Origin of the sequence: Mesorhizobium sp. ESP-6-2, assembly GCF_020164675.1 — a bacterium.
GTDB lineage: Bacteria > Pseudomonadota > Alphaproteobacteria > Rhizobiales > Rhizobiaceae > Mesorhizobium.
The window spans coordinates 272,927-285,496 of sequence record NZ_JAIUGT010000009.1; the positions used below are offsets into that span (position 1 = coordinate 272,927).

At 62.0% G+C, this 12,570-nt stretch carries 10 protein-coding genes; 4 read left to right on the plus strand and 6 right to left on the minus strand.

From position 1 onward, the window contains the following. Nucleotides 1–55: 55 nt before the first annotated feature. Nucleotides 56–1,588, plus strand: a complete 1,533-nt coding sequence (locus LB532_RS23235; RefSeq protein ID WP_140638063.1) for an acyl-CoA carboxylase subunit beta — start codon at nt 56–58, stop codon at nt 1,586–1,588. An 18-nt stretch (nt 1,589–1,606) separates the two neighbouring features. On the opposite strand, the gene LB532_RS23240 is transcribed toward LB532_RS23235, so the two are convergent. Beyond that, complete coding sequence (locus LB532_RS23240) at nt 1,607–3,136, minus strand: NAD(P)H-hydrate dehydratase (protein ID WP_140638062.1); 1,530 nt, start codon at nt 3,134–3,136, stop codon at nt 1,607–1,609. Between the two features lie 334 nt (nt 3,137–3,470). Here LB532_RS23240 and LB532_RS23245 point away from each other — a divergent pair, with 334 nt between their 5' ends. After that, entirely contained in the window at nt 3,471–3,809 is a 339-nt protein-coding gene (locus LB532_RS23245) for a P-II family nitrogen regulator (protein WP_006205430.1), read from the plus strand. A 58-nt stretch (nt 3,810–3,867) separates the two neighbouring features. Next, nucleotides 3,868–5,277 (plus strand): type I glutamate--ammonia ligase, encoded by a 1,410-nt coding sequence (glnA, locus tag LB532_RS23250; RefSeq protein ID WP_140515442.1) that lies wholly within the window; start codon nt 3,868–3,870, stop codon nt 5,275–5,277. An 848-nt stretch (nt 5,278–6,125) separates the two neighbouring features. Here the strand turns inward: glnA and LB532_RS23255 are convergent. Then, a complete protein-coding gene (locus LB532_RS23255) occupies nt 6,126–7,166 on the minus strand; it encodes a glutamine synthetase beta-grasp domain-containing protein (protein WP_140638061.1) in 1,041 nt (346 codons plus the stop codon). A gap of 311 nt (nt 7,167–7,477) precedes the next feature. On the opposite strand from LB532_RS23255, the gene LB532_RS23260 reads away from it, so the two are divergent. Next, a complete protein-coding gene (locus tag LB532_RS23260; protein WP_140638060.1) occupies nt 7,478–7,672 on the plus strand; it encodes a DUF2735 domain-containing protein in 195 nt (64 codons plus the stop codon). A gap of 77 nt (nt 7,673–7,749) precedes the next feature. Here the strand turns inward: LB532_RS23260 and LB532_RS23265 are convergent, their stop codons facing one another. The 4 genes from LB532_RS23265 to LB532_RS23280 form a co-directional block, all read right to left on the minus strand. Beyond that, the gene (locus tag LB532_RS23265) at nt 7,750–9,639 is read right to left on the minus strand and encodes an MFS transporter (RefSeq protein ID WP_140638059.1); all 1,890 of its coding nucleotides are present in this window, start codon (nt 9,637–9,639) and stop codon (nt 7,750–7,752) included. A 179-nt stretch (nt 9,640–9,818) separates the two neighbouring features. Then, nucleotides 9,819–10,610 carry an ATP12 family chaperone protein gene (locus LB532_RS23270; protein WP_140638058.1) on the minus strand — a complete coding sequence of 264 codons (792 nt, stop codon included), beginning with the start codon at nt 10,608–10,610 and terminating at the stop codon, nt 9,819–9,821. A 1-nt stretch (nt 10,611) separates the two neighbouring features. Then, complete coding sequence (locus tag LB532_RS23275) at nt 10,612–11,487, minus strand: DMT family transporter (protein WP_181169281.1); 876 nt, start codon at nt 11,485–11,487, stop codon at nt 10,612–10,614. 47 nt (nt 11,488–11,534) lie between these two features. After that, nucleotides 11,535–12,515 carry an RluA family pseudouridine synthase gene (locus LB532_RS23280; protein ID WP_140638056.1) on the minus strand — a complete coding sequence of 327 codons (981 nt, stop codon included), beginning with the start codon at nt 12,513–12,515 and terminating at the stop codon, nt 11,535–11,537. Nucleotides 12,516–12,570: the final 55 nt, after the last annotated feature.

The window sequence follows — 12,570 nt, forward strand, 5'->3', positions numbered from 1 at the left end:
TTGCGCTCATCTGCGGGCACCATTACCACAAAGCAGCCCGCGCAGGAGATCGAGAATGAAGGACGTGCTGAAGGAACTCGAGCGTCGTCGCGAGATCGCCCGCATGGGCGGGGGTCAGGCCCGAATCGATGCCCAGCACAAGAAGGGCAAGCTGACCGCCCGCGAACGCATCGACGTATTTCTCGACGAGGGCTCGTTCGAGGAGTTCGACATGTATGTCGAGCACCGTTCGACCGACTTCGGCATGGAAAAGACCAAGATCGCCGGCGATGGCGTCGTCACCGGTTGGGGAACCGTCAACGGCCGTCCGGTCTATCTCTTCGCCAAGGATTTCACCGTTTTCGGCGGCTCGCTGTCGGAAGCGCATGCCGAGAAAGTCATCAAGGTGCAGGAGATGGCGCTGCGCAACCGCGCGCCGATCATCGGCCTCTACGATGCCGGTGGCGCCCGCATCCAGGAGGGCGTGGCCGCACTCGGCGGCTATGCCGAGATATTTCAGCGCAATGTGCTGGCGTCGGGCGTCATTCCGCAGATTTCCGTAATCATGGGGCCTTGCGCCGGCGGCGATGTCTATTCGCCGGCCATGACCGACTTCATCTTCATGGTGCGCGACACGTCCTACATGTTCGTCACCGGGCCGGACGTGGTGAAGACCGTCACCAACGAGACGGTGACCGCCGAGAGCCTCGGCGGCGCTTCCGTCCACACGACGAAATCCTCGATCGCCGACGGCGCCTATGACAACGACGTCGAGGCCCTGCTGCAAATGCGCCGGCTGGTCGATTTGCTGCCAGCCTCGAACACATCGGAGATCCCCGAGATCGAATGCTACCAGTCGGTCACCGATCACGATCTGTCGCTCGACCGTCTGATACCGGACAACGCCAACAAGCCTTACGATATCAAGGAGCTGATCCTGAAAGTCGCCGACGAGGGTGATTTCTTCGAGATCCAGCAAAGTTTCGCCAAGAACATCGTCACCGGCTTCGGACGCATCGAAGGCCGCACGGTCGGCTTCGTCGCCAACCAGCCCATGGTGCTGGCCGGCGTGCTCGATTCCGATGCCAGCCGCAAGGCTGCGCGCTTCGTGCGCTTCTGCGACTGCTTTTCGATTCCAATCGTCACCTTCGTCGATGTTCCGGGCTTCCTGCCCGGCACGGCGCAGGAATATGGCGGGCTGATCAAGCACGGCGCCAAACTGCTCTTCGCCTATGCCGAGGCGACCGTGCCGAAGATCACCGTCATCACCAGAAAAGCCTATGGCGGCGCCTATGACGTGATGGCTTCGAAACACCTGCGCGGCGATATGAACTATGCCTGGCCGACGGCGCAGATCGCCGTGATGGGCGCCAGGGGCGCGGTCGAGATCATCTATCGCAAGGACATCGGCGACGCCGAAAAGATCGCAGCCCATACAAAGGCTTACGAAGACCGCTTCCTGTCGCCCTTCGTCGCCGCCGAGCGCGGCTATGTCGACGAGGTGATCATGCCGCATTCGACCCGCCGCCGCATTGCCCGCGCGCTGCGGATGCTGCGCAACAAAGACATGCAGAACCCCTGGAAAAAGCACGACAACATTCCGCTGTAAGCTGAATGTCGCGGCCGGTCAGCGCGCGCCGCGAGCCGCCACCAGTTCACGCAGCACAGGCACCAGCGCCAGCGGCAAGTCCTCGGCGATCAGCCCCGGTCCGAACCGGCTGCCGGCCTCGGCATGGATCCATACCGCCGCGCAAGCCGCCTCGAAGGCCGGCATGCCTTGCGCCAGGAAGCCGGCCACGAGCCCCGAGAGCACGTCGCCCGAACCGGCGGTTGCCAACCATGGCGCGCCATTGGAGTTTATCGCAGCCCTGCCATCGGGAGCAGCGATTACGGTGTCCGCGCCCTTGTAGACGATCACGGCGTTGGCACGGGTGGCGGCCATACGGGCCCTGCTCAGCTTGGACGAAACGGCGCCGCCCGCAATGTCAGCAAACAGCCTGGCAAATTCCCCCTCATGCGGCGTCATCACAAGCGGCGGTGCGCCCGGCTGGCGCGCGGCTTCGAACAGGACGTCCGGCGCCTCGCGAAACGAGGTGATCGCGTCGGCGTCGAACACCAGGCCATCGACCCGGGCGGAAATGTTCCGGTGCTGGCCAGCGGCGAGCAGCGTGAGCGCAAAATTCTGCGCTCTTTCACCGACACCGAAGCCAGGCCCCAGCACAAAGGCGGAGGGCCGGCGTTCGCCGATGAAGGCGTCGATGTCGCCGCTGTCATTGGCCTTGCGCAGCATGATCGAGGTCAGATGCGCGGCATTGACCTGCATGGCGTTCGCCGGGGACAGGACGGTGACCGCCCCTGCCCCGCTGCGCGCTGCGGCAAGCGCCGCAAGCCGCGCCGCGCCGGTGGCGCTCGGGCCGCCGGAAAAGACGCCGACATGGCCGCGCTTGTATTTGTGCGTATCGACGCCTGGAATCGGAAAAGCGCTGAGCCAAAGCGCCGGCGAGTTCTCGAAGGCCTGGGGCCGAATCCGCGCAATGAGACCATCGGTGATCCCGATGTCGGCGAGTACGATCTCCCCGCACATCTCGCGCCCGGGCAGCAAAAGATGGCCAGGTTTTTTGCGTGCGAAGGTGACGGTGACCTCAGCCCGAAAAGCATGGCCGAGCACTTGGCCGCTGTCCCCGGAAACGCCTGATGGCAGATCGACCGCGACGACCGGCACGGCCAGGTTTGCCACAATGCCAACCGTTCTCGCCGCTTCCCCGGACAGCGGTTTGGACAGCCCTGCGCCGTAAAGGGCGTCGACGACGACAGCGCCGGCCTCGGCCGCGAAATTCGCCAGTGATCGAGGCTTCACCGGGCATTCACCGGCGGCGAGCGCGGCATCGCTGCCCGGCTTCGGCGTGCCCGACGCCCAGACCACCGTGTCGACACCAGCGGCTGCCAGGCAGCGGGCCACGACATAGCCATCGCCGCCATTGTTGCCGGGACCGCAAAGCACATGGACCCGCTTCGCCGCTGGATAGCGCCTGAAAATTTCGGCCGCAACGGCTTCGCCTGCACGGCGCATCAGGCCGATGCCGTCGATTGCGCCGGCGGCAATCGTCAACCGATCCGCCTCGCTCATCTCCCCGGGAGAAAGAAGTTCGTTGCTCATGGATTGCCGATCCGCATTCGATCAAGCATTGTCCAGTTTTCGGCTCGACGCAAACGCAGAGGAGTTGGCGCGGTCCCAGCCAAGCTGAGCGATGCCTACCAAATAAGCAATACGCCTAAATATCGGGCAGACATAAACACTGACGCCGCGTAGGTTTGCAGCCATCCGTCGCGCGCTGGATGCAGTGAACGATGCGAATTTGCATCTTCGTGCGGCATGGTTCTGGAATCGAATGACACCGCTTGAAATCCCGCCAATTGGCACAATTCGTGCTTGATGGAGGCGCAAGCGGGGCTCACAACCCGTTTTTTTGGCAGTGGAGGCCACTTTTTACATGAAAAAGATCGAAGCGATCATCAAGCCATTCAAGCTGGACGAAGTGAAGGAAGCGCTTCAGGAGGCCGGACTGCAAGGCATCACCGTGACCGAGGCCAAGGGTTTTGGACGCCAGAAGGGCCACACCGAGCTTTATCGCGGCGCCGAATATGTCGTCGACTTCCTGCCCAAGGTGAAGATCGAGGTCGTGCTCGGCGACGATGCGGTCGAAGGCGCCATCGAAGCCATCCGCAAGGCGGCCCAGACTGGGCGCATCGGCGACGGCAAGATCTTCGTCTCGAACATCGAGGAAGTCGTGCGCATCCGCACCGGCGAAACCGGCATGGATGCCGTCTGACACCTCGCCCATCTTCCGAAACGTCATTATTAAAAAACGTCACACAGGGATACATGACATGACGACAGCCAAAGACATCATGAAGCAGATCAAGGACAACGATGTGAAATTCGTTGACCTGCGCTTCACCGACCCGAAGGGCAAGCTGCAGCACGTGACGATGGATGTCATCGAGGTCGAGGAAGACATGTTCGCCGATGGCGTGATGTTCGATGGTTCTTCGATCGCCGGCTGGAAGGCGATCAACGAGTCCGACATGGTGCTGATGCCCGATCCTGAAACGGTCCATATGGATCCGTTTTTCGCGCAGTCGACCATGGTCATCCTGTGCGACATCCTCGATCCGGTTTCGGGCGAATCCTATAACCGCGACCCGCGCGGCACTGCCAAGAAGGCCGAGGCCTACATGAAGTCGGAAGGCATCGGCGACACCATCTATGTCGGCCCGGAAGCCGAGTTCTTCGTCTTCGACGACGTCAAGTACAAAGCCGATCCCTATAACACCGGCTTCAGGCTCGATTCCACCGAACTGCCGTCCAATGACGACACCGACTACGAGACCGGCAATCTCGGCCACCGTCCGCGCATCAAAGGCGGTTATTTCCCGGTGCCGCCGATCGATTCGGCGCAAGACATGCGTTCCGAGATGCTGACGGTGCTGGCCGAGATGGGCGTGCGGGTCGAGAAGCATCACCACGAGGTGGCCGCGGCCCAGCACGAACTCGGCATCAAGTTCGACACGCTGGTCCGCAACGCCGACAAGATGCTGATCTACAAATATGTCGTGCATCAGGTCGCCAATGCCTACGGCAAGACCGCCACCTTCATGCCGAAGCCGATCTTCGGCGACAATGGCTCGGGCATGCATGTCCACCAGTCGATCTGGAAAGGCGGTAAGCCGACCTTCGCCGGCAACGAGTATGCCGGCCTCTCGGAAAGCTGCCTGTTCTATATCGGCGGCATCATCAAGCACGCCAAGGCCATCAACGCCTTCACCAACCCCCTGACCAACTCCTACAAGCGTCTGGTGCCGGGCTACGAGGCGCCGGTGCTGCTCGCCTATTCGGCGCGCAACCGCTCGGCATCCTGCCGTATCCCGTTCGGCTCGTCGCCAAAGTCGAAGCGCGTCGAGGTCCGCTTCCCCGATCCGGGTGCGAACCCCTATCTCGCCTTTGCCGCCATGCTGATGGCCGGCCTCGACGGGATCAAGAACAAGATCCATCCCGGCCAGCCGATGGACAAGGATCTCTACGATTTGCCGCCGAAGGAGCTGAAGAAGATCCCGACCGTCTGCGGCTCGCTGCGTGAAGCGCTCCAGAGCCTCGACAAGGACCGCGGCTTCCTGAAGGCCGGCGGCGTCTTCGACGACGACCAGATCGACAGCTACATCGAGTTGAAGATGGCCGAGGTGATGCGCTTCGAAATGACACCGCATCCCGTCGAATACGACATGTACTATTCGGTCTGATTTTTTATCTCCCTGGACCCGGCGCACCCGGATCCAGCGGCTTCAATTCAGCCTGCAAATGCGGGGCCGGAAGATGAACCTCTTCCGGCCCTTTTGTTTGCACATGTCAAGGCTTCCATTCAGCCAAATCCGCGGACACTGACGCGTTCGATCGGATGCTGCCCGATCTAGCGACTGGAAAGGCGCACCGGCTGCTGGGTTCCGTCGGCTGGTCACGTCACACGTGTCGATTGCGCTGAGGCACTGGCCGGCTTGAGCCAGCCAAGCTGGGCTGCCAGGCGATCCGGCATGCGCTTTTTGCAAGTGAAGAGATAGGCCAGGAGCGAGCGGCACACTGCCTCAGGCTGCAATGCCCGCTCGTCCGGCGCCCCCGCCAATGCTGTCGTTCAAGAAACCCCGCCCCGTTCGAACAGCACCGCTTGGCGTATCCCCAATGCCTGCGAATACGCATGTTGCGCCGCAGCCTGTCAATGTCGCCCGCCGGGCGTCGAGAGGGTCGATTTTGGAGTATGAACAGGGGCTTATGAAAGGATCGGTCGACAGGCATTCTTGTCGGAATGGCCAGATTTCCGGGCTTTTTCGAGGATTTCGAAGCCTGCGGCCCAGCGCCAAGGCATGCTTTCGTCAGCCAAAAGCCGTCTTGTCGGGATGGGTTTGAACCGCCCTTTTCAACCTGACTTTTTTTGGGGGAATTTGCTTTGCCAGGCCAGGAGCCAGGAAGGCGAGGATCGGCGAACGGAAACAGCGGCATGCGATAGTGCCCGCCATCGTCATACGAAAAAGCCCCGGCAATTACCGCCGGGGCTCGCGTCATGGTTGTCGAGGATCTTGAGGCCCGACGTGAAATATCAAGCAGCGGCCGAAACCGATGCGCCGGTCGAAACCTGCGAGATCGTCTTCAGGACCTGGGAGGCGATCTGGTAGGGGTCGCCCTGCGAGTTCGGGCGGCGGTCCTCCAGATAACCCTTGTAGTCATTCTTGACGAAGGAATGCGGCACGCGGATCGACGCGCCGCGGTCTGCGATGCCGTAGCTGAATTTGTTCCAGGGCGCCGTCTCGTGCTTGCCGGTCAGACGCTTGTCGTTGTCCGGACCGTACACGGCGATATGGTCCATCAGGTTCTTTTCGAACTGCGCCATCAGGGCCTCGAAATAACCCTTGCCGCCGACCTCGCGCATATATTTGGTCGAGAAGTTGCAATGCATGCCCGAGCCGTTCCAGTCGGTGTCGCCGAGCGGCTTGCAGTGGAACTCGATATCGATGCCGTACTTCTCGGTGAGGCGCTGGAGCAGGTAGCGGGCCATCCACATCTGATCGGCGGCCTTCTTGGAGCCCTTGCCGAAAATCTGGAATTCCCACTGGCCTTTGGCCACTTCGGCGTTGATGCCTTCATGGTTGATGCCGGCGGCGAGGCAGAGGTCGAGATGCTCTTCGACGATCTGGCGCGCGATGCTGCCGACGTTCGAATAGCCGACGCCGGTGTAGTACGGGCCCTGCGGAGCGGGATAACCGCTCTCGGGGAAACCGAGCGGACGGCCATCCTTGTAGAAGAAGTACTCCTGCTCGAAGCCGAACCAGGCATCCTCGTCGTCGAGAATGGTCGCGCGGCTGTTGGACACGTGCGGCGTGACGCCATCGGGCATCATGACTTCGCACATGACGAGAACGCCGTTGGTGCGGGCCGGATCGGGATAAAGCGCGACCGGCTTCAAGACGCAATCGGAGCTACGGCCCTCGGCCTGCATGGTGGACGAGCCGTCAAAGCCCCATAGCGGCAGCTGGTCGAGCGTCGGGAACTCGGCATAATCCTTGATCTGGGTCTTGCCGCGAAGATTGGGGACCGGGGTGTATCCGTCGAGCCAGATATACTCGAGCTTGTATTTGGTCATTCTAGAGCCTCTCGTTGTGCTTGACCACCGCACGCGGTGTCGACGCATGGCCGGAGCAAGCCGACCTGCCGACTGGTAAAAAGCAATTCATATGCCACTCCGGCATCGACCGGTGCGACAAAATGGTCGCGAGATTCCTCTGAATTCGCTGCACCGCCACAGCAATGCGCTGGGATCGATCAGACGCAGAGATTGCGCAAACAATAGGCAATAACTGATCTTTTCATAAGCATATTGCCTAAATGAATCGCAGAACCTATTTTGAGGAAAAGCTGAATCAACTGACCCTCGGAGAAGAAAGGAGATCGCCAATGGAAGTCACCCTCGCCCGTCCATCGGCAAAGATCCTGATGTTCCCGCTTGCAGGCCGCGTATCTGCCTCAAATTTAGGCGCGAAGGCCAAGTTCGCGGCAGAGCTTGCCTCGCTGCGTAACACGTATGCCGATTTCGATGGCTGGTATCACGAGGCCGCTGTCGAGGAAGAAAACCAGCAGCCGAAGAGCTGAACGCATCTTCAGCCTCGATATGAAAACCCGGCGCGATCGCTCGCGCCGGGTTTTCTCATGCATGTGGATCCGACCCGTTACTGCTTGGTCTCCAGGTTCGTGCCCAGCGTGTCCTTGACGAAGATCATGCCGATGACGAGCGACATCGCCGCGATAATCACGGGATACCAGAGGCCATAATAGATATCGCCCCTGTAGGCACTGAGCGCGAACACGGTCGCGGGCAGCAACCCGCCGAACCAGCCATTGCCGATATGGTAGGGCAGCGACATGCCGGTGTAGCGGATGCGTGTCGGGAACATCTCGACCAGGATGGCCGCGATCGGACCGTAGACCATGGTCACGAACAGGACGAGGACGAACAGGATGGCGATCGTCATCGGCCAGTTCACGGCCGCAGGGTCGGCGAACATGGCGAAGGCCCCGCCGCCGGGTATGTTGTAGACGGTGACCTCAGGCGCACCGGCAGCCTCGTCGGCGGTCAAAAGCTTGTCCTTGATCGCCTGATCGGTAGGAACCGTCGCCTTCTCGCCGGCGCGGATGGCGGCGGCGTCGAGCTTCAGTTCGGGATTGGCAGCGACAAACGCGTCGAGCTTCTGGTCCGGTATCTTGATCGCAGCACGCTTCAGCGGATATCCGCCGTCCTGCAGCGACATGTTGACGGCCTTGACGAAGGCGGCCTCCTTGGCCTTGGCCTGGTCGCCCGCGGCGACAGCATCGTAGGATGCCACCGTCTCATTGCCGATCTTGACCGAAGCAGCCGTACCGGGTGCCGCCGTGGAGACGACGTCATAGGGCACCGAGTTCTTGGTCAGGAACGAGGTCGCGATGTCGCAAGACGTCGTGAACTTCGCGGTACCCACCGGATTGAACTGGAACCTGCAGTCGCCGGGTGCCGCGGTCACCGTCGCGCGGGTGCTCTGCTGTGCCTGGGCAAGGGCCGGATTGGCGGCCCAGGTCAATGCCTTGAACAGCGGGAAGGTGCAGACGATCGCCAGTGCGAGCCCGGCCATGATGATCGGCTTGCGACCGATCTTGTCGGATAGCCAGCCGAACACGACGAAGAAGATGGAACCCAGCGCAAGCGCGATGGCGATCATGATGTTGACCGACTGGGCGTCCAGCTTCAAAACGTTCTGAAGGAAGAACAGGGCGTAGAACTGGCCGTTATACCAGACCACGGCTTGGCCGGCCGTAAGGCCGAGCAGTGCCAGCAGCGCGATCTTGGCGTTCTTCCACTGGCCGAAGGCTTCCGAGAGCGGTGCCTTGGAACCCTTGCCCTCTTCCTTCATGCGCTGGAAGGTGGGCGATTCGGAAAGCGACAGCCGGATCCAGATGGAAATGCCGAGCAACAGGAACGACACGATGAAAGGAACGCGCCAGCCCCAGGCGGCATAGGTTTCCTTGCTCATCGAGCCCTGGACGATCAGGATGACGATCAGCGACAGGAACAGGCCGAGTGTGGCGGTCGTCTGGATCCACGACGTGTAGTAGCCGCGCCGGTCGTCCGGCGCATGCTCGGCGACATAGGTGGCCGCACCGCCATATTCGCCGCCCAGTGCCAAGCCCTGGAGCATGCGCAGGATGATCAGGATCACCGGAGCCGCGATGCCGAGGCTCGCATAACCAGGCAGCAAGCCCACCAGGAAGGTCGACAGGCCCATGATCGTCATGGTGACGAGGAAGGTATATTTGCGGCCGACAAGGTCGCCGATGCGGCCGAACAGCAAAGCGCCGAACGGACGGACGAGGAAGCCGGCGGCGAAAGCCAGCAGCGCGAAAATATTGCGCGTCGCTTCCGGAATGGTCGGGCTGAAAAAGGTCGAACCGATAAAGGCCGCCAAAGACCCGTAGAGATAGAAATCGTACCATTCGAAAACGGTGCCGAGTGAGGAGGCGAAGATGACCTTCTTCTCCTCTCGCGTCATGCCGCGGCTCTTTCCGCTGGCGGTCGATGCGATAGTCATTGAGATGCTCCTCCCGTGAGACCCTTGTCCGCGATGCTGCGCGGCTTACGTCCGCGTTCTCCTCCGAACGCGGACTCGCGGCAGCCATCGCGGAAAAAAATGACAGAAAGCACCCGCCAACGGCAGAGAGCCTTTGGGATTATGACTTTGGTATTAGATGCGGTGCGGTAGCCGCAGCATCAGGCTTCGAGCGCCTCGAGAAGGGCGACGGCAGCCATCATGTCGCGCTTGCGGGCGGAGCGGCGCGCGACCGCTTCCGCGTCCTGGCCCCAATGCTCGATCTGCCAGTCCTCGTCGACATGGCCGGCGGTCCAGGCCGCCTCGCCGTCGAGCTCGCCGAAGTCGACAGCCAGCGCCAGCAGCGCCGAACCGGTCAGCGACGTCATGACGTGGATGGCGGCCAGGCGCAGCGGCTCGGCGCGCTGGCTGAGATGGACGCCGAGCACCGTGATGGTTTCGCGCGGCTGCTCGACATGGATAATGCCCTCGGCAAGGTTGAAGCGAGCCCCAAGTGCGGTCCGCGCCCAGTCGAGAACCGGATCCCACTGCTCGTTCTGCCGCTCGACCAGCCCTTGCGGCGCATCGGCGCGATAACAGAGCAGATCTGACGAGGCAAAGCGCAATATGTCTTCCAATACCGCCTGCGGATCGCTAGCGACGCCATCGAGCGCGGTGTTGACGAGGCGCATCACAGGCATCGACACCGGATCGATGGTCTCCCCCTGGGCGGCGAATTCATCGGCGACCAGCGATGCCGCCTTTTCGGTTGGCAGCGCCAGCAGCGCCTTGCCCGGCGTGCGCACCGGTTTGCCGTCTAGATGGACGGCAAAGCCGCCATCGGCCGGGGCGACGGAGACAGTCTTGTAGAAACGCCTAGGCAGTGGCGTCTTCATCTGGATCTGGGCGCGGCGCACCGGGTCGGGATCGGAAAGCAGTTTTCCCGCTTCGAGATCGCTGAGGATATCGCGCATGTCAGCCTCCTTCGGCTGTCTGCTGGCGCGACGGCCTGTTGACGATGATCAGGCCGGCGGCAATGAGACCAAGTGCCAGAAAAATGCGTACGGTCAGCGGCTCGTTCAAGAACAGGGCGCCGCACAGCACGCCAAAGACCGGCGACAGGAAGGTGAAGCTCGACAGGCTGGAGGCGGGATAACGCCGCAGCAGCCAGAACCACAGGACGTAGGTGAAGGCGACGATATAGAGCGCCTGGAAAAGCAGGGCCAAGGTCGGCAACAGCGAGGGATCGCGCACGGATGGCCCCGCCAGAGGCAACGCCAGGACGCCGACAACGGCAGCGCCGGAGAGTTGGTAGAGCAGCAGCTTCTCGGCGCTCGTCTCCACCAGCTTCGAACGCTTGATGAGGATGTTGGTCAAGGCCCAGACGAATCCGGAGCCTAGACTCAGTAAGTCGCCGAACAGCATGTCCCCGCCGCCGAGCTTGTCGGAAAAGACCGCGGCAAGGCCGGCAAAGGCCAGCAGCAGGCCAAGGGCTTTGCGCAGGCTGATTGGTTCGCCGAGCAGGAAATGGCCACCCACCAGCATCCAGAATGGCATGGTGTTGACCAGCAGCGTGTTGCGGGCAACCGTGGTGTGCTCCAGCCCGACGTAAAGGAAGAGGAACTCGATGCCGAAGAGCACGCCCACCGCGATGCCGGCGCGCAAGGTGCCATCCCTGGTGAAAAGCGCTATGCCGCGCCAGCGGCACCAGAGGAAGACGCAGAGCCCGCCGATAGCCGAACGCGCGATCGACAGGAAAACCGGATCATAACCGGCATAAGAGATCTTGGCGGCAACGTAATTCAGCCCCCAGGAGAACGTCAGGCCGACCATGATGGCCGCGGCGGCCATGTCGACTGCGTCACGGCGATCGAGCGCATCGGCGGCGCCACTCACGGTCAATCCTCCGCGCTGGCGTCGTCGAAGCCGATCAGGTTCCAGCTCTGGCGCATGTGCGGCGGCATCGGCGCGGTGACGTCGATAAAACCCTTATCAGGATGAGGGATGACGATGCGGCGCGCGTGCAGATGCAGGCGGTTCTGCATCCCGCCGGGAAAATCCCAGTTGGTGTCGGCCTCGAAATATTTGGGATCGCCGATGATCGGGCAACCGATATGGGCGGCATGGACGCGCAGCTGGTGGGTTCGGCCGGTGTAGGGCTCCATCTCCAGCCAGGTCAGTGCCTGCGCCGCCTGCTCGACGATGCGGTAGTAGGACACGGCGTGGTCGGCGCCCTTTTCACCGTGCTTGGCGACGCGCACCCGATCACCATCCGGTGTCGCTTCCTTGATCAGCCAGGTCGAGATCTTGTCCTCGCGCTTGGGCGGCACGCCCTTGACCAGCGCCCAGTAAGTCTTCTTGGTTTCGCGTGCGCGGAACGCCTCGGAGAGCTTCATCGCCGCCAGCCTGGTGCGGGCAACGACCAGCACGCCGGACGTGTCGCGATCGAGCCGGTGCACCAGCCGCGGTTTCTCGCCCTTCTGGTTACGCCAGGCTTCCAGCATGTCGTCGACATTGCGGGTGACGCCCGAGCCGCCCTGCACGGCAAGGCCAGCCGGTTTGTTGAAGACGAAGACCTTGGGATCCTCGTGGATCAGCATTTTTGCCAGGACGTCAGCGTCGCCTTGGTTGCGGATCGAATGGCCGGTCAGCGAGCTGTCGCCCTTCTTGTCCACTTCCAGCGGTGGAACGCGTACCATCTGGCCAGGCTCGACGCGGGTGTCGGCCTTGACGCGGCCGCCGTCGACGCGGATCTGGCCGGAGCGCAGCAGCTTCTGCAGGTGACCGAAGCCAAGGCCCGGGAAATGGGTCTTAAACCAGCGGTCGAGCCGCATGCCCGCCTCGCCGGCCTCCACCGTGATCTGTTCAACGCCTGCCATGATTTCTTCGCTTATCCGTTTCCTGACAGGCCCAGGCCTGCTCTCGGCGCGGCAA

Coding starts and splice junctions, on each gene's coding strand:
- LB532_RS23235 (WP_140638063.1), top strand. CDS start 56: ATGAAGGACGTGCTGAAGGAACTCGAGCGTCGTCGCGAGATCGCCCGC.
- LB532_RS23240 (WP_140638062.1), bottom strand. CDS start 3,136: ATGAGCAACGAACTTCTTTCTCCCGGGGAGATGAGCGAGGCGGATCGG.
- LB532_RS23245 (WP_006205430.1), top strand. CDS start 3,471: ATGAAAAAGATCGAAGCGATCATCAAGCCATTCAAGCTGGACGAAGTG.
- glnA (WP_140515442.1), top strand. CDS start 3,868: ATGACGACAGCCAAAGACATCATGAAGCAGATCAAGGACAACGATGTG.
- LB532_RS23255 (WP_140638061.1), bottom strand. CDS start 7,166: ATGACCAAATACAAGCTCGAGTATATCTGGCTCGACGGATACACCCCG.
- LB532_RS23260 (WP_140638060.1), top strand. CDS start 7,478: ATGGAAGTCACCCTCGCCCGTCCATCGGCAAAGATCCTGATGTTCCCG.
- LB532_RS23265 (WP_140638059.1), bottom strand. CDS start 9,639: ATGACTATCGCATCGACCGCCAGCGGAAAGAGCCGCGGCATGACGCGA.
- LB532_RS23270 (WP_140638058.1), bottom strand. CDS start 10,610: ATGCGCGATATCCTCAGCGATCTCGAAGCGGGAAAACTGCTTTCCGAT.
- LB532_RS23275 (WP_181169281.1), bottom strand. CDS start 11,487: ATGGCCGCCGCGGCCATCATGGTCGGCCTGACGTTCTCCTGGGGGCTG.
- LB532_RS23280 (WP_140638056.1), bottom strand. CDS start 12,515: ATGGCAGGCGTTGAACAGATCACGGTGGAGGCCGGCGAGGCGGGCATG.